Below are 19056 nucleotides of genomic sequence, written 5' to 3'. Positions count from 1 at the left end.
TCGGCTCTGAGCAGTAATCAGGATAAAACGGAATGCGTAAGTGTGTAGGTGGCGTTATGACCGCCGCATTATGGGCATCCATCGTGCAGGCGGATACAACAGACAATTCGATACGGCCTCTGGCCCGACCTATGGTCGACAATGTGCAACTGGCCTCGGCGGATGTGACGGTCTCGGTACGGCCCGTGCTGCGGCCTAAGGTCGAGGTGCAACGTGTATCGGCAGACGGGAATGCCCGATTTCAGGCTTGGCTGGGGGCATTTCGCAAGCGGGCGCAAGAGCAGGGCATCTCGGTCAATACGCTGGATCGGGCGTTGGCTGGGGTGACCTATGACAGTGACATCATCAAACGCGATCGCAATCAGGCGGAGTTTTCCAAACCGATCTGGGAATATCTGGACGGAGCGGTTTCAAAAACGCGGATTTCCAACGGTCGCGTTGGACTAGACAAGCACCGAGAGACTTTGACCCGGATCGAAGCCCGGTACGGCGTCGAAAAAGAGGTCGTGACCGCGATCTGGGGTCTTGAGACTTCGTTCGGCACCTACCGAGGAAGCAAGCAAACCATTCGGTCACTGGCGACTTTGGCCTTTGATGCTCGACGAGCAAGCTTTTTTGAGGAACAGCTGATCGCCGCGTTGCAGATACTGCAGGCAGGGGATGTCGACCCTGAGAATATGGTTGGCAGTTGGGCTGGGGCGATGGGGCATACACAGTTCATGCCGACCTCGTTTCTTGATTACGCGGTTGATTTCGATGGAGATGGGCGTCGCGAGATCTGGTCGGATAATCCAACTGATGCCTTAGCATCAGCCGCTTCTTATTTGGCAAAACATGGATGGACCAAAGGCCAACCTTGGGGGGTCGAAGTGCAACTACCATCCGACTTTGACTACGCCAACGCGCGGCGAGATTTCACTCTGATGCCGTCGGAATGGGCGGCCCGTGGGGTTCTTGCTTACTCGGGCAAGGCAGTGCCCGATCACGGGCAAGCAGCAATCTTGTTACCGGCGGGTGGTCGGGGTGTCGCCCTGATGATCTTCAATAATTTCAAAGTGATCGAGGCCTACAACGGCGCCGATGCCTATGTGATCGGCATCGGGCATCTGTCCGACCGGCTTGCAGGAGGCTCTCCGTTTGAGGCCGATTGGCCGCGTGGCGATCGCGTATTGAGCTTTACTGAAAAGAAAGAACTACAGCGTCGGCTGACTCAGGCGGGCTTCGATACACAAGGGATCGATGGGCGCACCGGGCCAAATACGATTAACGCGGTGCGCGCGTTTCAGGTTGCTCAGGGGTTGATCCCGGATGGATACCCGTCGCTCGGCCTGCTGGAAAGGATGCGCTGATAATCATGGGCGACCCAATTGGGTCGCCCATGATCTAGTAATCAGGACGCAGGCTTCATCAGACCTTTTTCGTTGATTTCAACCAACGCATCATCCAACGATTTTTGAATGCGCACGAACATCTCGTCGATTTCGGCCGGGGTAATGACCAGCGGCGGAGAGATGACCAAGCGGTCGTCCACATGACGCATGATCAGATTGTTTTTGAAGCAATGTTCGCGGCAGATATATCCGATCGTGCCGGGATCTGATGCGAACTTGGCTCGGCTTGCCTTTTCAGGCGTCAATGCGATGGACCCCATCAAGCCTGCGATCTTTGCCTCTCCGACCAGCGGATGCTCGACCAATGCGTCCCATTTCTTTTTCATATAGGGCGCGGCCACGTTGCGCACATGATCGACGACGTTTTCTTCTTCGAGGATGCGCAGATTTTCGAGCGCAACTGATGCGGCAACAGGGTGGCCGGAATAGGTGTAGCCATGGTTGAACTCGGTGGCGCTGATGACACGGGCGACTTCGTCGCAGACGATCGATCCGCCAATAGGTGCATAGCCTGAGCTAAGGCCCTTGGCGATTGTCATGATATGCGGTTTGATCCCGACGGTTTGCGAGCCAAACCAGTTGCCGGTTCGGCCAAACCCGCAGATCACCTCATCCGCGATCAGCAGTATATCGTACTTGTCGCAGATGCGCTGAATTTCAGGCCAATATGTGTCGGGTGCGATTATCACGCCGCCTGCGCCCTGCACAGGTTCGGCGATAAAGGCAGCGACGCGATCTTCGCCCAGTTCCTGAATGGCTTCTTCCAGCTCGCGCGCGCGGGCAAGGCCGAATTCCTCCGGGCTCATATCGCCGCCTTCCGCCCACCAATTTGGCTGGTTGATATGGTGGACATTCGGGATTGGAATGCCGCCCTGCGCATGCATTCCTGCCATGCCACCCAACGACGCCGATCCAACAGAGGAACCGTGATAGGCATTCTTGCGACTGATGATGATGTTCTTGTCGGGCTGACCTTTTTCGGCCCAATAGGTGCGCACAAGACGGATGTTGGTGTCGTTGGCCTCGGACCCGCTTCCGGCAAAGAAGACATGGTTCAGATCACCTGGCGCAAGCTCAGCCAGCTTTGCAGCCAGCGCAATGGCGGGCGTATGGGTCGTCTTGAAGAAAGTATTATAATACGGCAGCTCGCGCATTTGACGTGCGGCTGCATCGGCCAGTTCGTTGCGGCCATATCCGATATTTACGCACCACAATCCGGCCATACCATCCAGAATTTCATGACCTTCGCTATCGGTCAGATAAACGCCCTTGGCACGGGTGATGACCCTGACACCTTCGTCTGCCAGCGCCTCATTGGTCGAAAAAGGATGCAAATGGTGTGCTGCGTCCAGCGCCTGCAATTCGGCAGTGGGCATGTGATTGGTGATGGTGGACATCTCGGATTCTCCAGCAAGCGTCGTTGCCAGATAGAATATGATCAAATTTTATGCTGTCAATCGAATCGCTGGTTTCTAGGTGCTTGGCAAAGCATCGCCCATCATTCCCATACCCTGCTCAATGTCCTGCGCTGTTGCTAACGCGGCCTTTTCTGCATCTCGCTCACGTAGCGCGGCAATAATGTCTTTGTGTCTGTCGGGCAGGCTTTGAGTGCCGAAGCGACCGCAAACGATGCGCAACGAAGGGCCGAATCGCAGCCATAGCCGTTCGGCTAGATCAACAAGTATCGGAGCGTCCGCATGGGAATACAAAGATTGGTGAAAGGCGTGGTTCAAACGCAGGTAACCCCCTACGTCCCCATCCGCGATCATATTGTCCAATCGTTGATCCAGCTGCTCAAGATAGTCGATCTCGGTTATAGATATGTTCTTTGTGGATCGCCTGGAAAGCTCTGTTTCTATTGAAATTCTTGCAAAAATCATCTGCTCGATGTCGTTGGCTGAAAGCAGCGGGACGCTCACGCGACGATTGCCCTGAAAAATGAGCGCGCCGTCGGAAATCAGACGGCGTATTGCCTCGCGCACCGGAGTCATGCCGACACCAAGCGAATCAGTCAGGCCCTGGATCGTGACGGGCTGCCCGGGCACGAGATCGCCAAACAGAATCTGGGATTTCAGTGTTCGATAGACCTGTTCGTGCGCTGGGCGTTTTTCTTCATCTACCGGAGGTGTATCTGCTTTATTTTTGATCAAATCCAAAAGGTTTGCCCCAATCCAAGTGTTTCTGTCTTGCCAGAATCTTCACCTATTCCGACCATAGGTGAAACCGTCGTGAAACGCAAAACTTGATCAAATCCAAAAAAAGGTCAAAATGGCCGCACAGTTGCAGGGAGAAAAATATGAAACTGAAAACGCTGGGGATGACAGCGATCGTCGCATTGGGGACTTCGGCCGCGTTTGCTGAAGAAGTGCGCGTCTATAACTGGTCCGACTACATCGACGAAGATCTGCTGAGCAAATTCGAAGAAGAAACAGGGCTAACCCTGATCTACGATGTGTTCGACAGCAACGAGGTTCTGGAAACAAAAATGCTGGCCGGTGGGTCAGGCTATGATGTGGTTGTGCCTTCAGGCACGTTCCTACAACGCCAGATCCAGGCCGGCGCGTTCCAGGAACTGGATGCCGCCAAGCTGTCGAATGCAGGCAACCTATGGGATGTGATCCAGGAACGAACCGCAGGGTATGACCCCAACAACGCCTACTCAATCAACTACATGTGGGGCACGACAGGTATCGGGTTGAATGTCGGCAAGGTCAAAGAAGTGCTGGGCGACGATGTTGCACTTAACAGCATGGATCTGGTGCTCAAGCCCGAGAACATGGAAAAGCTGGCCTCGTGTGGGGTGCATTTCCTCGACGCACCGTCTGAGATCATTCCGATGGTGCTGCAGTATATCGGCGAAGACCCTGACAGCCACGACACAGACGTAATTGGGAAAACCGAAGAGATTCTGACCAGTGTGCGCCCGTATGTTCAGAAATTCCATAGTTCGGAATACATCAATGCGCTCGCCAATGGTGATATCTGCGTTGCTGTCGGCTGGTCGGGCGACATCTTGCAGGCACGCGACCGTGCGGCGGAAGCGGATAACGGCGTGGAAATTGAATACCATCCCTTTGCGGAAGGCTCGCTGATGTGGTTTGACCAGATGGCTATTCCGGTCGACGCACCAAACCCCGAAGGCGCGCACCAGTTCCTGAACTTTATCCTGGATGCCAACAACATGGCTGCGGCGTCGAACTATGTGTACTACGCCAACGGCAACAAGGCCTCGCAGGAGTTTCTTGAAGAGGACGTGATCGGTGATCCGGCGATCTATCCGGATGATGCGACCATGCAGAACCTCTACATCACCACACCTTATCCGGCAAAGACCCAGCGGGTGGTGACACGTCTCTGGACCAAAGTGAAATCAGGCACCTGATCTGATCATAGCGCAAGGCGGGCCCACTGCCTTGCGCCATTTTTATCCTGACCGATAAACGGGGGCCGCCTTGAATTCTGAAGTCTTTGCGCCGTGGGATGACCCGCAGGCGAAACCCTTGATCCAGTTCCAGAACGTCACCAAGCGTTTTGGCGCATTCACCGCAATCGACAATCTTTCACTGGATATCTACGAGCGTGAGTTCTTTGCGCTGCTCGGCCCGTCGGGCTGCGGCAAGACCACGATGATGCGGATGCTGGCCGGATTCGAAACCCCTACCGATGGTCACATCCTTCTGGGTGGACAGGATATCGACCCGATCCCGCCCAACAAACGGGCGGTAAACATGATGTTTCAGTCGTATGCGCTGTTTCCTCATCTCAGCATCTGGGACAACATCGCCTTTGGCCTGCGCCGGGACAACATGCCCAAACGCGATCTGGAAGAGCGGGTCGATGAGATGCTGCGCCTAACTCGGCTGGAACAGTTCGCACGCCGCAAGCCGCACCAGATCTCGGGTGGTCAACGCCAACGCGTTGCGCTGGCCCGGTCATTGGCCAAAGCACCAAAACTGCTATTGCTCGACGAACCTTTGGGCGCTTTGGATAAGAAACTCCGTCAGGATACTCAGTTCGAGTTGATGGACATTCAGGAAAAAACCGGCACGACCTTTGTCATCGTGACGCACGATCAGGAAGAGGCGATGACCGTTGCCAGCCGAGTGGCCGTGATGGATCAGGGCAAACTGATGCAAGTGGCAACCCCAGATCGAATCTATGAGACGCCAAACTCGGTTTATGTTGCTGATTTCATTGGGGATGTGAATATCATTGAGGGACGAGCTACTGCAGCAGGCGACGAAAGCTATCAGATCGAGTGGGCAGAAGGGCAGCCCCCGTTAGCGGCGTCTTCTGCGACCCAACTGTCCAATGGTCAGAGCTGTCATCTGGCGATCCGGCCTGAAAAGGTCGCGATCTCTGCCGAGCGCCCGGTCGATGCAATCAACGCCATTCAAGGCAAGGTGCATGACATCGCCTATCTGGGCAACTTGTCGACCTATCATGTCGAACTGCCAAACGGCACGATCATCAAGGCGCAAACAGCGAATACCCGCCGCATCTCGCGCCGCTCGTTCACCTGGGAAGACCCGGTTTGGCTGTCCTGGACAGCGACTGCCGCAGTTCTGCTGGAAAACTGATGCGCCGCGCTGTTCTTATCGCTGTCCCGTATGTCTGGTTGCTGGCACTGTTCTTGGTGCCGTTCTTTATCGTCCTAAAGATATCGCTTTCAGACACCGCACTTGCCATTCCGCCCTACACTCCGACGCTGGACCTGTCCGCAGGTTGGGCGGGTATCAGGGATTTCTTCAGCCAGCTTGATCTGGAAAACTTTGTCTGGCTGACTGAAGATGATCTTTATTGGAAGGCCTATCTGTCCAGCGTAAAGATCGCGCTGATCTCAACGGTGTTGACGCTGATTGTCGGGTATCCGATCGCATATGCGATGGCGCGCGCACCTGAAGAGTGGCGACCTACATTCATGATGCTGGTCATCCTGCCGTTCTGGACTTCGTTCCTGATCCGGGTCTACGCATGGATGGGTATCCTCAGCAACGAAGGCTATCTGAACCAATTGTTGCTGTGGACGGGCATCATCTCGACCCCGCTGACCATTCTGAACACGAATACCGCAGTTTATATCGGTATCGTTTATACCTACCTACCTTTTATGATCCTGCCGATTTATTCGTCGCTTGAACGGATGGACGGGTCGCTGATCGAAGCCGCTGAAGACCTTGGGTGTTCGCGTCTGCAGGCATTCTGGTTGATCACAATCCCCTTGTCGCGCCCCGGTATTATCGCGGGCTGCTTCCTCGTGATGATTCCGGTGATTGGGGAATTCGTAATCCCCTCGCTACTGGGCGGATCGGGGACCTTGATGATCGGTAAGGTGCTGTGGGAAGAGTTCTTCTCGAACCGCGATTGGCCCGTCGCCAGCGCGGTGGCCGTGGTTCTGTTGCTCATCCTCGTGATCCCGATTGTGCTGTTCCAGCGCAACCAGCAAAAGCAGACGGAGGCAGAACAATGAACAGGCTGAGCTGGTTCAACACTGTCTCACTGACGCTGGGATTTGCCTTTCTGTATATCCCGATGATCATCCTGATCATCTTCAGCTTCAACGAAAGCAAGCTTGTCACCGTTTGGGCCGGGTTCTCGACCAAATGGTACGGCGAGTTGATGCAGAACGAAGCCTTTCTTGATGCAGCCTGGGTCACGCTGCGCGTTGCCGTATTCTCATCAACGCTGGCCACGATTCTGGGCACCGCAGCGGCCTATGTTCTGGTACGCGGTGGGCGGTTCTTTGGGCGAACACTGTTTTCCGGGATGATCTATGCCCCGCTCGTGATGCCCGAAGTGATCACGGGTCTGTCGCTGCTGTTATTGTTCATTGGCATCGGATTGGACCGGGGGATCTTGACCATCGTTCTGGCGCACACGACGTTTTCGATGTGTTTTGTCTCGGTCGTCGTGTCCTCGCGCCTTGTGACCTTTGATCGATCGCTGGAAGAGGCCGCACTGGATCTGGGCTGTTCTCCTGCGCAGGCGTTTCGCTTGGTGACCTTGCCAATCATTGCTCCGGCAGTGATTTCGGGATGGCTGCTGGCTTTCACCCTGTCGCTGGATGACCTAGTGATTGCTTCGTTTACATCTGGGCCTTCTGCCACCACCTTGCCGATCAAGATTTTCTCGGCTGTGCGTTTGGGCGTCAGTCCCGAGATCAATGCGCTGTCAACATTAATGATCGCGGTTGTCACGGTGGGCGTTATTACCGCGTCCCTGGTGACCAAGCGGGCGATGGTTAGGCAGAAACAGGATGAGTTGGCCGCGGCAAGCGCTGAATGAGGCGTATATTTCCTGATTATGCCTACGGCCCCGCGCCACGCGCGGGGTGTTGGTGGGATGAGACGATCGCGACCCCTGCTTGGCCAAAGCTCAAAGACGATATCAGCGTTGATGTCGCCGTCATCGGGGGCGGGTTTACCGGCTTGTCCGCCGCATTGCATCTGTCCGAGGCAGGGGTTTCGGTCGCTGTGTTCGAGGCGGAAACACCGGGCTGGGGGGCGTCCGGTCGAAACGGGGGCTTTTGTTGTCTAGGCGGGTCAAAGCTCAGCAAGGCTGGCCTGACCCGTCGCTATGGTCAGGTGGCAACGCAGACCTATTACCAAGCGGAAGAAGACGCCGTTTCACTGGTTGCTGACCTTCTGCGTGATAACCAAATCGACGCCGAAACGCATTCCAAGGGTGAAACTCAACTGGCCCATTCACGGCGCGCGATGGAACGATTGAGCCGGTCGGCCGATCCGGCCGGACAATTACATGAGATTGACGATCTGCAGGGCCTCGGGCTGGGTGGGGCGTTTTTCGGCGGCTATACAACGCCAATTGGCTTTGCCCTGAACCCCCGAAAGTATCTGTTCGGTTTGGCTGGCGCCGCCCAGGCAAAGGGCGCAACTCTGTTCCAGAACAGCCCGATCACGCAGATCAAACAGGCCGCCTCGGGATTCGTGCTGACCTCGCCTGCGGGTCACGTTCGTGCTTCGAACGTTCTGGTGTGCACAAATGGCTACTCAAGCGAGGATCTGCCGCCCTGGTTGGCCGCGCGTTATATGCCTGCACAGTCAACGGTTCTTGTGACGCGGCCTCTGACTGATGTCGAGCTGCAGGCGCAAGGCTGGACGTCGGATCAGATGGCCTATGACACGCGTAATTTGCTGCACTATTTCCGATTGATGCCCAATCGACGATTTCTGTTTGGGACACGAGGGGGGCTGCTTTCATCCCCTGGGGCTGAGGCGCGCATTCGGCAAAAGGCCTTCGGGGATTTCAGGCGGATGTTCCCCGCCTGGGACACGGTCGATGTCACACATAAGTGGTCCGGCATGGTTTGCCTTGCCCGGAACCTTGTGCCCTTTGTGGGCCCGGTTCCTGAGCATCCGGGGATGTATGCAGGGTTTGCTTACCACGGCAATGGCGTGGCGATGGGAACATATAGCGGTCGTGCTTTGGCGCGACTGGTGCTGGGGCAATCCGCAGACATTCCGTCCCCTATTGCGGGTGCGCCGGGGCGGTTTCCCTTTGGCCGTTGGCGTCGCGCTGTCATGCCGCCAGCCTATGCGTATCTGGGTCTGGCGGACCTATAAGGCCTCAACTTCCAACTCATACCCAATGGCATAATCAGCCGCACCGTTTTCGGCCCGCCAAAGACAATAAGCGGCCATGCGCCAGGCAAACCAAGGCCTCAATGACAGATAGCGTTCGGTGATATCGGGTTGGTCGTAGGCCTTAAGAAACAGCGTCTCTTCGGCCTCGGATAAGGGTGCGCCACGATAGAGTTGCTGCATCGCAGGTGAAAGGAATATCGCCAAGTCTTCACATGGGTCACCGAAGGCCGGGCATTGCCAATCGATCAGCGTCAGCCCATTTTTCGATTGCAAGATGTTTCCCGCGACCGGATCGCCATGGATCAAGCACCGCGCGGATAATGGCGGTACTTGGGCCTGAGGTTTTTTTGCAAGCAACGATCGCCGCTCTTCCGCGTGGCAATCAGCCAGAATTTGACACGCGTGCTGTTCCAGATCTTCGCTGCCATTGCAACCGTTAGGGAGGTCCAGATTGACCGGAATTTGGTGCAACCTTCCAAGCAGATGGGCCACGCCCGAAACATCGTCCTGCCAAGGGACGCCCGGTGCGTGGTCATAGTAGACCCAGCTGTCGTCTCCAAAGGAACCCGTGGCACGTAAATTGGGCACGAAGCCAAAGCTGTTGAGCGTGCGCAGACATTCTGACTCAAGCCGGGCATCGTTGCGAAACAAGGGGTTCTGAAACCGCGCACTGTATAGCTTAAGCACGGCATCACTATTGCCGGACAAAACCTTCCAGACATGATTGGTCCGCCCACCGTACAACACCTCGAAGGTCACGTCGTGGCGGATCAAACCTTGGGTGCTGAGCTGGGCAACGAGACCCGGGGGAGGTTGGTGATGATCAGACAGGACAGATACCGGGTTAGGGGGCGAGTCGCGATGCGCCAAGCTTTGGCCCGCCTTGCCTTCCAGATCAAGCGCCCGTGCGGATTTGCGTGACCATTTCGGCGGACACCTCTGCACCGCTCTCCAGTTTCAGGATGATGCCACCTTCGCTGACCTGTGCCTCTACCACCCGACCGAAGGCAGATGCGGGCGTGCTGGTTAGTAACTCACCTCGTTTGAAGCTCTCCAATGTGGCTGAGTAACTGCCAGCGGGAAAGGGATCACCGGCACTGCTGACCCCGGCCCACTCGAATTCGGCCTTATCGAGAGGCACAGGGACGCGGTCGACAACGGTGCCTTGGTCGTTGCGAATGACCAATTCGGCCCGATCTGCGGTTGCTTCGGCCTGCGCAAAGATCGGAACAGGCTGATCTTCAAAGCGAAACGGTGCGTCGGTTTTGACATTCATCCCAACCCAGCCGGTAAGCTGGTTCAGATTGACAGCACCTAGTGTCAGCGCCAGATCAGACAGAAGCTCATTGGCTTTGACCTGTTGTTCAACCATCGAAAACTGCGCCAGCTGAGAGGCATATTCGGAGGAATCCAGTGGCTCAAGCGGATCCTGATTGCGCGCCTGCACGGTCAGCATGAGCAGAAAGGTCTCGAAATCCGAAGTCAGTGCCGAACGTTCCGAATTGTTGTTTGCGCCGGGATTTGCACCCGTTACGGTCACTGAATTGGTCACTGAATTGGTCGCTGAAATCATCGGTTAAAGCCTCATATCAAGGCCCCTGTCAGGGCCGGTCGGGAGAGTAGGTGCCTCATGGTCAGAGTCGCGAGTCATTTCGCCGGTTTCTGAGGAGGGATCAGACTCTGACGGGTCACTATGCTGGGACGTGTCCCCGGACATGTTCAGATCAAGCGACAGATCCCCATATCCCAGCTTTTCGAACTCGGCAGTCAGGATCGCAATGTGGCGGCGCATCAGGTCCAGTGTTTCGGGCCGTTCAGCCGCGATCGTAAGATGAAACCCGTCCTCTCGACCGTTGAGCGTGATTGAGACGCGGCCAAGCTCTTCGGGGTTCAGGGCAATTTCAACGCCGCCGGTGCTTGGGCGGGCCGAAATCGAAGCGGCCAGTTGCCCCGCAATCGCGCGCGCGGTTTCCGCGCGGGCCATGGCGACGGGCATCGTTTGCGTCGTGTCGCGCATCGTGTGGCTTGCCGCTATATCTTTGACCACGGACGGGTCATCAAATTCCGCGCTGATCGCGGTATCAGCGATAGCATCGCCCGGTGCCCACCCGAGGCCCTGGGCCGCTATCTGCGGTTTCAAGGCGGCGGACATAACCGTTTGCCGCGCCATTTGCTCGGCTGCAGGCTCGACTGCTCGGGCAACGAGACGCGTCTCTGGTTCGGAGCTTGGCTGTTCAAGTTTCGAAACCGTATCCCCCACAAGGGATGCATCTAGCGCGCGTGGGGCCGGCATTTGGTATAGATATCCATTTCCGCTAACATCAGGGATCGGAACTTGGGTTGGCGCTCGAAGCACGTTTGCGTCAGGCCTTGGGGCAGCCGCTTCGGTCGAGCCTGCCTTTTGTCTCAGGGCCGAATTGCCAGCGACCAACTGCGAAATTTGCTGTATCGGGCTGGGCGGAGTGACAAAGTCTGTATCACCGACCGTGAAATCCGCTTGGCGGTTGGGCGCAATGGCAACCTCCTGCGCTACCATCTGTGGCTCGGCGGGCTCTGATTCCTTGGCTTTGATCGCCTCAGCTGATTCAGACACGGCAACAGATGCGATATCTGATTGCTCAGCTGGCAGGCTGGATTCAGCCGTCACCAGATCAACATCCTTCAACTCGATCTGATCGGCATCCTCATTCAGCACATCCTCAAAGGCAAACCCGCCATTGACATCCCGCTCCTTACCCTGAGATGCCCCGGGTTTGTCGCCCGTGGCAGGTGCAGCCGTCATGATCGTCAGCGGGTTGGGCATTTTTTGCTCCGGGCTTTCGTTGGTCTGGCCCGCACTGTGCCCAAAGGAAGTTACGTTTATTTTAACCGCTTTCCTCTTTGATCGAGAAAGTTCGAAGCAATTTTTGGAGAATCCGATGACGATTACAGCGACCGGTACGACGGCGTATTCCGCCCAGATTCCACAGAAGCTGAAAGCCGCATCGGTTGAGCTGGAGGCCGCATTTCTGGCTGAAATGCTCAAGTCTGCAGGCCTCGGCCAAGCGCGAAGTTCCTTTGGCGGTGGCGCGGGTGAAGATCAGTTTTCCTCATTTCTGGTGCAACAGCAGGCGCAGCAAATGGCCAAGGCGGGAGGAATCGGCCTTTCTGAAGTTTTGTTCAATGCAATGATGGAGAAGTCGGATGGATAAAGACCCGGTTCACGCACTGGAAGACCTTTTGGATCTTGAGCGCACGGCCCTGATTCAGGGCGATTTGACCGATCTGGATCGATTGGTGCCTGAAAAAGAGAACCTGATCGGTGCAATAAATGATCTGCAGGTGTTGGACAGCGATGATCTGATCCGGGTTCAGAAGAAGGTCGTGCGCAACCAAGCCCTTTTGAACAGCGCGGCCGAGGGTATTCGGGCCGTAGCGGACCGAATGTCGGAACTGAACCGGGTTCAGCAGGAGTTCAGCACGTATGACGCCTCGGGTCAGCGCAACGGGTTTGTTTTGCGATCGCAGGCAAAGCTGGAAAAACGGGCATAGCATAAGGTTTGATTCAAATCCGAAATTTCGGATTTGCCCGTCTTAGCACTCCGTTAGGAGATCAGGGTCAAATGTGGCGATGCACCTGAAACAACGGGTGGCGCGAAGGCCACAAGGCACGACGCACAGGTCAGAACGACAGAATGCCTGCCGGTTTGGTGGGTCCAACATGGGCGTCAAACGCGCCCGAACGCTAAGAGGATGACAAATATGTCAAGCATTCTGACGAACAATGGCGCAATGGTTGCGCTGCAAACTCTCAAATCGGTCAACAAGAACCTCGCACAGACGCAAAACGCGATCTCGACCGGCAAGGATGTGGCTACAGCCAAGGATAACTCGGCTGTCTGGGCCATCTCAAAGGTGATGGAATCAGACGTCAACGGCTTCAATGCGATCAAGGACAGCCTGGCCTTGGGTGAATCCACTGTCGCAGTTGCTCGAAACGCCTCAGAAACTGTGACGGATCTGCTGAACCAGATGAAAGGCAAGATCGTTGCGGCGCAGGAAGACAACGTTGATCGTGCTAAGATCAACACCGATGTGGCCGCGCTTAGGGATCAGATCGAATCGGTTGTCGGCGCTGCCCAGTTCAATGGCCTCAATCTGGTGAACGGTGGGGCTGGCGCAAGCATTCTGTCCTCTTTGGATCGAGACAATGCAGGCAACGTGACAGCGTCTTCCATTAGTGTATCGGCGCAAAACCTGTCGACAGGTGGTTACACTGCTGCCGACGTGTTCACTGGAACTGACGGGGTCACTGCGGATACGGCCGACGCATTCGGATTTTCGTTGGATGGAAACGGCGGAAGCGATGATGATGGAAGCATCGTGATCGCTGATCCGGGCACATTGTCCGCTGGTGATACTTTCACGGTCCGACTGGGCGACGATGTCGCGTCTTATACAGTCCGGGCTGAGGATATCGCCGCAGGCAACGCGCCCGAAGAGATCATCGCTGCGGGGCTGAAAGCTGCCATCGAAGCTTCGGATGCCAATGTGTCGGTCGTCTATGATCCGGGCACGAACGCTGCACAGCTCGATATCACCAACGAAGGTTCAGATTCGCTGCAGATCAGCGGTCAATATGCCAACGCCAACTCTGGCGGTCTAGGCGCTCTGGCCTCGATTGATGTGTCGACTTCTGCCGGCGCATCCGCAGCGCTTGGCGCGATCGAAGGCCTCATCGATACTGCGATTGATGCCTCGGCGGCTTTTGGTTCGGCGCAGGGTCGGATCGAGACCCAGAAAGAGTTCATCTCGAACCTGTCTGACTCGTTTAAATCCGGTATCGGCTCGTTGGTTGACGCTGACATGGAAGAAACCTCGGCCAGACTGCAAGCGCTGCAGGTCCAGCAACAGCTGGCGACACAATCGCTATCGATCGCGAACCAGGCGCCACAGTCCATCCTGTCACTGTTCCGTTAAACATGAAACTTCTCCGGGGCGCGCGCGCCGTGCCCCGGGCTTAACTGCCCGCTGACGGACAATTGGAAGGATTTCAAGTGACACCCCAAACGCTCGCCCAACGCGCTTATGCGCAATCTGCCGCACCGACGCGAACACCTCGGGATACAGAGTATGAGGCGATTTCCAGGATTACACATCGGTTGAAGGCTGCTTCCACGCGGAAAACGGCTGATTTCCGAGGGTTCGTTCAAGCCTTGCACGAAAATCGCCGCCTGTGGACTGTGCTGGCAACCGATGTGGCGGATGCGGATAACGGGCTGCCGAGCAATCTGCGTGCGCGGATTTTCTATTTGGCTGAGTTTACCGAACAACACAGCAGCCAGGTGCTGGCGAACAAGGCGACCGTTGAGCCGCTGCTTGAGATCAACATGGCCGTGTTGCGCGGGCTACGTCATATGAGGGGCAACTGATGGGGGGTCTGGTCCTGAAACTTGCCCCAAAGGAACGGGTTCTGATCAATGGTGTTGTAATCGAAAACGGGGATCGACGCAGTCGGTTTTCGATCATGACACCTCAGGCAAATGTCCTGCGCCTGCGCGATGCCATTCACCCGGAAGAGGTCAACACGCCGGTACGCCGTGTCTGCTATGCCGCGCAGTTGGTTCTGTCAGGCGATACCGAACCTGAGCAGGCGCGCCAGCAACTTCTGCGGCGCGTGGAAGAGCTGAGCCAGGTTTTCACGGATGCCGACAGTCGCCGGGTCCTGGCCAACGCAACTGAAGCATTGGTGGCAGAGCAATACTATAAGTGTTTAAAGGCCTTGCGTTCACTGTTGCCGCGCGAAGAACGTCTGATGGCGTATCAGCAGTGACCTTCCAGCCGGTCATACCTTCAGGTGGTCTGGTTGGCTGGCGCTTTTTGCAGCGTACCTATGATGCGCAGCTTCAAAGCTATTCTGCCTCGGGGATCAATGAACGGGACGCAAGGTATTTTCTAGACAATATCGGCAAGGTCCAAACGGCCGAGGATCTGGTTTCGGACCGACGGTTGTTGCAGGTGGCTTTGGGTGCGTTTGGCTTGGAAGGTGATCTCGACAATCGGTATTTTGTCCAAAAAATCTTGTCCGATGGAACGCAGGCTGACGATGCGCTTGCGAACAGGCTGGCCGACGGCAGGTACCGTGATTTTGCCAATGCCTTTGGACTTGGTCCCGGCGATGTGCGCAAGACCGGATTGGTGGACGCCATGGAAAAGATCGCCGACGACAACTTGATTGCGCGATTTGAAATCTCGGTTGGTGAAGCAGATGAATCGATGCGTATCGCGTTGTACACCCAGCATGCATTGCGCGATCTGGCTGGCCAGGGTGGCAGTGAGGACAGACGGTGGTTTGATCTGATGGGGCTGCCCCCCTTGCGCAGTATGATGGAAACTGCATTGGGCCTGCCATCAGCATTTGCGCAACTGGATATCGACAAGCAGCTTGAGGTGTTCAAGGATCGGTTGCAGCGCGTTACGGGTTCATCCGATCTGGCGCAGTTCACTGAAAGTGAGGCAATCGAAAAGCTGACCGACACGTATCTGGCCCGCAATCAGATCAATCAAATCCAACAGACGATCTCACCTGCGCAGACGGCTCTGATCCTGCTGGGCGGTGGTTTTTGAACCATTGATGTCAACCAGACACGGTGTGTACGGTATCTCGCGCAAGGCCCTAGGTTGCCCGATCCGAGATAGTGGGTGGCACATTTTGAGGTTCAACTCTTGCGAAGTAAACTGTCAAATCAGGCATCGGCTGAAGTTTGCAGGGCAAATGATTTGATCGGTTGCGAGACGTTGTGCAGCTTGATCGCCCCTAAAGGGATCGCCTGTTTGCAAACAGGTTCGATATCTTGCGAGACAACAATTCTATGTCCGACGGTTTTGCCATATTCGCCCAATCTGGCAGCGACATTGGCGGCCTGACCGATCACGGTAAAGTCCAACCGTTCGCGTGAGCCCACATTGCCATAGGTGACGCGGCCATAGGCGACACCAATCGAGCAGTCGAAATCATGATCACTTCCGTCACTGCGCAATTCACCCAGTTTTTCGACGATCTCAGTTGCCGAAAGCTGCGCGCTGGATCGGGCTTTGGCGGCATCGTCACCCGCCGGGAAGACGGCAAGAACAGCGTCGCCGATGAATTTCAGAACTTCTCCGTCATGGTCGTGCACGATCCCTGAAACTGTCTCAAAAAACGCATTCAGTAGCTCGATATAGTCATCACGCCCCAGTTTTTCTTCCAATGCGGTTGAATTTCGAAGATCGCAAAACATGATCGCCGCATCTATGTCATCGCCATCACCGCGGCGAATCTCGCCCCCCAGAACGCGCGCACCGCTGCGCTTGCCTACATAGGTTTCCAGCAGAACCTGCGCGTTTTCGCGCTGCATGAAGACCTCGTAGAACCGCGCGATGACAGTAGAGCATTCAAAAACCAGACCCAGATTCTCAGTCGTGAACCCATCGGGATGATCGCAAGTCAGGGTCAGGACATTCGTCCGCCCATCCGAGAAAGGCAGTGGCATGGCAACGTAATCGGTGGCCCCTTTTGCGCGCAGGTCTTCGATGATCGGAAAGCTGTTATGCGGATTGTCGTTGTTCAGGCGCTGCCGGACACCACCCAACCCGTTTGAAACGTGACGCAGGGGGCTGTTGGTAAAGGCAGGGTGATCATGAATTTCATAGGTCGGAGTGTGGGTCGAAATCTCAGCCGAGTCTTTCTCCCAGATATAGTGTTTGCCTGCGATCAGCGGATGCAGCGACCAGACCAGAATGCTTAGGCGTTGAATAGCGATGCCATGTTCCAGCATTTTCTCGGCCAGCGTTTTTGTAAAGGCATCAGGAGTGTTAATTTCGGACGCACCGCGCATCAGCCAATCGATCAGGGGGCCGCTGATATTGCCATCGTCGGGTTGACGCAGTTGGTTGTCGCCGAGGTCGATCCGCGTCGCGGTATCCGGCATGAATCCAATATGGCCCTGAATGGCCGCGCTTTCAGGGAAGGCGTCTTCATAAGCCCAAATCGAGTTCGTAAGGCGCTCTTCCGGTAGGCTAATGTCGTGATAGGTTGCGGTACCCTTGAAGGGGCAGAACGTCTGCAATTCGGTCTCAGGGCTGAGTTCGACGCACAGGTCTTCGCGCGGAACATAGATCGCGGGAGGTAGCCGCGTTTCGTACATGACTTTGGCGTTGTGGCTTTCGGCCAGGAGTATATCACCACGGTAGATCGCGATCCGTCCCTGCAGCGGCTCAACTGATATCCCATAGCCTTTGACATTCGGTGTGGCATGGACGTTCATCTGCAACCTCCCTTGGCCAAGCCCTTATATCATGGGTCTTGAGGGCGAGAATTCCAAGATGCGCACGTAGATTTTACCGCAATGGCATCCTCAGACCATTTGAATAACGTCTTTCTCAATCGATAGCATATAGCCCTTCTTGGCGATGTTCTTCACCAGCAGCTCACTGACCATCTGATTTCCCAAGGCGTCGCGCAGGCGTTTGATCCGGGTTGCCCCAGCGGCCTCATCGCAATCTGCAGCGTTTCTGCCCGAGATCATCGCTTCGATCTGGGCACCCGACAGGACCTCGTCATCAAGCCGGGATTCAGCCAGAACCGAAAGCGTTTCCATCGCGGCGGGGGTCAACTTAAAATCCATGTTGTTGAGATAAACGGTATTCTCTTCACGGCTGATCAGCAGGGATGTTACCTGGATCCCCGTCCGCTCAATCTGGGCCATGCGGCGGTTCAGCAGAACCAGCATGACCAGAAAAACAAGCGCGGTGATCAGCATGGCGCTGGCAAAGACCAACAGCACGAAGATGACCATTCGATAGCTGGATAGCGTATCGGCAAAGGCGGTGCCCGATTGCGCCAGAATCTCGAGCAGACGGATTTCCGATTGCGAGGTCAGGTCAGCCTCGACAAACAGCCGTTCAACCCGCGCGTTGAAGGCATTTGCGTCCGGTAGCGTCCAGAACAGGAAAACCGCTGCAGTCACCAGGATCGCGACGATTGCCGCAATCCCCAGACCAACCAGCCGAACCCCCGAACGACGCGCCTCAGTAACGGAGATAGTATTTTCCGGCATTGGCCTTCCTTTGATCCAATCCACCCGCCTCGAAAACGGTCATCACGTTCAGCAGGGTCCAGCCGTTTGATTTCAGCCGCTTGGCGACTTCTTTCCGGGCCGAGCCTTTATCGCAGCTTGAGACCTGCATGACGCCATAGTGCAGGCGTAAGGGATTGTCCTGCTTGGCCTTGTAGTCGGCATAGCAATCTGCCGCGATGGCTTGCGACCCAACCGATATCAGGGCCGTCAGAGCCAGAGAAGAGAGGATCTGTTTCATGGGCTGCATCCTGCGCATGGGTTGGGTGGATATTCAATAACCTCAGGGGGTTTGTGGTGCTGATATTGAATAACAGTATGCCGTTATTGCTTGTCTGAACGGGGTGGTCGCAGTGTCAGGTTATCAAATTCGCGGTCGGTAACCGGCCTGCCCATTATCCGAAAGGACACGCATCATGCACCGGAGATTTATCGCTCTGATCATAGCAACCGCCGTCGCCATCACGGGGATCTCAGCGTCACAGTCGCGCGCAGCAGATACCCGAGATATACTCGGCGGATTGGCTGCGATCGCGCTCATAGGTGCTGCGGTCAACCACTATCATCAGGAGAAAAAGCGCGACGAAGAGGCAGAGCGCCGCAAGCGTCACAAGCAGGCTGAAGCCAAGGCGAAGAAGGCCAAGAAAAAAAATGCTGTACGCCCATTGCCAAAGCGGGTGGCGCGGTATGACCTACCGCAGCGTTGCCTGCGCACGTTCAATGCCTATTCGAACAAGCGTCCGCTGCTTGGGCCGAATTGCCTGAAGAAGTACTATAAACATGCCGATAGCCTGCCACACCAATGCAAGGTTGGTTTCTGGAATGGTAAAAAGGTAAAACGGGCATACGAACCCGCCTGCCTGCGCCAGAAAGGATACCGTGTCGTTTACCAGTAACAGGTTTCGAGCAGGAGTGGCGCCATAGAAGCGCCGCGCGGGAGAGGGTGGCGCAAGCTGCCCTCTCTTT

General features: G+C 55.8%; 21 protein-coding genes. 13 read left to right on the top strand and 8 right to left on the bottom strand.

What is annotated here, in order from left to right; genetic code table 11:
- Positions 1-32 precede the first annotated feature (32 nt).
- Positions 33-1349, top strand: a complete 1317-nt coding sequence (locus ACR0KC_RS08475; protein WP_480771708.1) for a lytic murein transglycosylase — start codon at positions 33-35, stop codon at positions 1347-1349.
- A 41-nt stretch (positions 1350-1390) separates the two neighbouring features.
- On the opposite strand, the gene ACR0KC_RS08470 is transcribed toward ACR0KC_RS08475, so the two are convergent.
- Positions 1391-2788 (bottom strand): aspartate aminotransferase family protein, encoded by a 1398-nt coding sequence (locus tag ACR0KC_RS08470; protein ID WP_480705896.1) that lies wholly within the window; start codon positions 2786-2788, stop codon positions 1391-1393.
- A 75-nt stretch (positions 2789-2863) separates the two neighbouring features.
- Positions 2864-3547 carry a GntR family transcriptional regulator gene (locus tag ACR0KC_RS08465; protein WP_170406782.1) on the bottom strand — a complete coding sequence of 228 codons (684 nt, stop codon included), beginning with the start codon at positions 3545-3547 and terminating at the stop codon, positions 2864-2866.
- Between the two features lie 140 nt (positions 3548-3687).
- Here ACR0KC_RS08465 and ACR0KC_RS08460 point away from each other — a divergent pair, with 140 nt between their 5' ends.
- From ACR0KC_RS08460 to ACR0KC_RS08440, 5 genes are all read left to right on the top strand, one after another.
- Entirely contained in the window at positions 3688-4773 is a 1086-nt protein-coding gene (locus ACR0KC_RS08460) for a polyamine ABC transporter substrate-binding protein (RefSeq protein ID WP_170398992.1), read from the top strand.
- Between the two features lie 70 nt (positions 4774-4843).
- A complete protein-coding gene (locus tag ACR0KC_RS08455; protein ID WP_170425908.1) occupies positions 4844-5971 on the top strand; it encodes an ABC transporter ATP-binding protein in 1128 nt (375 codons plus the stop codon).
- Complete coding sequence (locus ACR0KC_RS08450) at positions 5971-6861, top strand: ABC transporter permease subunit (protein WP_170508943.1); 891 nt, start codon at positions 5971-5973, stop codon at positions 6859-6861. Before ACR0KC_RS08455 ends, ACR0KC_RS08450 begins: the two co-directional genes overlap by 1 nt.
- Entirely contained in the window at positions 6858-7676 is an 819-nt protein-coding gene (locus tag ACR0KC_RS08445; protein ID WP_170398984.1) for an ABC transporter permease, read from the top strand. The genes ACR0KC_RS08450 and ACR0KC_RS08445 overlap by 4 nt, the downstream gene beginning before the upstream one ends.
- Positions 7673-8974, top strand: coding sequence for an NAD(P)/FAD-dependent oxidoreductase (locus ACR0KC_RS08440; RefSeq protein WP_480705892.1), 1302 nt, complete (start codon positions 7673-7675; stop codon positions 8972-8974). Before ACR0KC_RS08445 ends, ACR0KC_RS08440 begins: the two co-directional genes overlap by 4 nt.
- Here ACR0KC_RS08440 and ACR0KC_RS08435 read toward each other — a convergent pair.
- The 3 genes from ACR0KC_RS08435 to ACR0KC_RS08425 are packed head-to-tail and all read right to left on the bottom strand — an operon-like array spanning position 8969 to position 11798.
- Positions 8969-9865, bottom strand: coding sequence for a phosphotransferase family protein (locus tag ACR0KC_RS08435; protein ID WP_480444182.1), 897 nt, complete (start codon positions 9863-9865; stop codon positions 8969-8971). The two genes, ACR0KC_RS08440 and ACR0KC_RS08435, sit on opposite strands and share 6 nt — an antisense overlap.
- A 25-nt stretch (positions 9866-9890) precedes the next feature.
- Positions 9891-10568, bottom strand: a complete 678-nt coding sequence (locus tag ACR0KC_RS08430) for a flagellar hook capping FlgD N-terminal domain-containing protein (protein ID WP_480705890.1) — start codon at positions 10566-10568, stop codon at positions 9891-9893.
- 3 nt (positions 10569-10571) lie between these two features.
- Positions 10572-11798 carry a flagellar hook-length control protein FliK gene (locus ACR0KC_RS08425; RefSeq protein WP_480705888.1) on the bottom strand — a complete coding sequence of 409 codons (1227 nt, stop codon included), beginning with the start codon at positions 11796-11798 and terminating at the stop codon, positions 10572-10574.
- A 115-nt stretch (positions 11799-11913) separates the two neighbouring features.
- Between ACR0KC_RS08425 and ACR0KC_RS08420 the strand changes: the two genes are divergently transcribed.
- From ACR0KC_RS08420 to ACR0KC_RS08395, 6 genes are all read left to right on the top strand, one after another.
- On the top strand, positions 11914-12186 hold the full coding sequence (locus ACR0KC_RS08420; protein ID WP_170732842.1) for a rod-binding protein: 273 nt from the start codon (positions 11914-11916) through the stop codon (positions 12184-12186).
- Entirely contained in the window at positions 12179-12526 is a 348-nt protein-coding gene (locus ACR0KC_RS08415) for a flagellar biosynthesis protein FlgN (protein ID WP_480705886.1), read from the top strand. The genes ACR0KC_RS08420 and ACR0KC_RS08415 overlap by 8 nt, the downstream gene beginning before the upstream one ends.
- 210 nt (positions 12527-12736) lie before the next feature.
- Positions 12737-13954, top strand: coding sequence for a flagellin N-terminal helical domain-containing protein (locus ACR0KC_RS08410; protein ID WP_170406757.1), 1218 nt, complete (start codon positions 12737-12739; stop codon positions 13952-13954).
- A gap of 77 nt (positions 13955-14031) precedes the next feature.
- A complete protein-coding gene (gene flaF, locus ACR0KC_RS08405) occupies positions 14032-14406 on the top strand; it encodes a flagellar biosynthesis regulator FlaF (RefSeq protein WP_480705884.1) in 375 nt (124 codons plus the stop codon).
- Positions 14406-14807: a flagellar biosynthesis repressor FlbT gene (gene flbT / locus ACR0KC_RS08400; RefSeq protein ID WP_170398959.1), complete on the top strand. Its 402-nt coding sequence runs from the start codon at positions 14406-14408 to the stop codon at positions 14805-14807. The genes flaF and flbT overlap by 1 nt, the downstream gene beginning before the upstream one ends.
- Complete coding sequence (locus ACR0KC_RS08395) at positions 14804-15601, top strand: DUF1217 domain-containing protein (RefSeq protein WP_480705882.1); 798 nt, start codon at positions 14804-14806, stop codon at positions 15599-15601. Before flbT ends, ACR0KC_RS08395 begins: the two co-directional genes overlap by 4 nt.
- Before the next feature lie 119 nt (positions 15602-15720).
- On the opposite strand, the gene ACR0KC_RS08390 is transcribed toward ACR0KC_RS08395, so the two are convergent.
- From ACR0KC_RS08390 to ACR0KC_RS08380, 3 genes are all read right to left on the bottom strand, one after another.
- The gene (locus tag ACR0KC_RS08390) at positions 15721-17280 is read right to left on the bottom strand and encodes a DUF427 domain-containing protein (RefSeq protein ID WP_170398954.1); all 1560 of its coding nucleotides are present in this window, start codon (positions 17278-17280) and stop codon (positions 15721-15723) included.
- Between the two features lie 90 nt (positions 17281-17370).
- Positions 17371-18072, bottom strand: coding sequence for a winged helix-turn-helix domain-containing protein (locus ACR0KC_RS08385; RefSeq protein ID WP_170398951.1), 702 nt, complete (start codon positions 18070-18072; stop codon positions 17371-17373).
- On the bottom strand, positions 18044-18331 hold the full coding sequence (locus tag ACR0KC_RS08380) for a hypothetical protein (protein ID WP_170398948.1): 288 nt from the start codon (positions 18329-18331) through the stop codon (positions 18044-18046). Before ACR0KC_RS08380 ends, ACR0KC_RS08385 begins: the two co-directional genes overlap by 29 nt.
- 175 nt (positions 18332-18506) lie before the next feature.
- On the opposite strand from ACR0KC_RS08380, the gene ACR0KC_RS08375 reads away from it, so the two are divergent.
- Complete coding sequence (locus tag ACR0KC_RS08375) at positions 18507-18986, top strand: hypothetical protein (protein WP_170398945.1); 480 nt, start codon at positions 18507-18509, stop codon at positions 18984-18986.
- The last annotated feature ends 70 nt before the right edge of the window (positions 18987-19056 follow it).

The organism is Ruegeria sp. CF3, from assembly GCF_056537365.1.
Note: the sequence above shows the minus strand (reverse complement) of the source record. Positions and strands in the feature narration are given on the sequence as shown.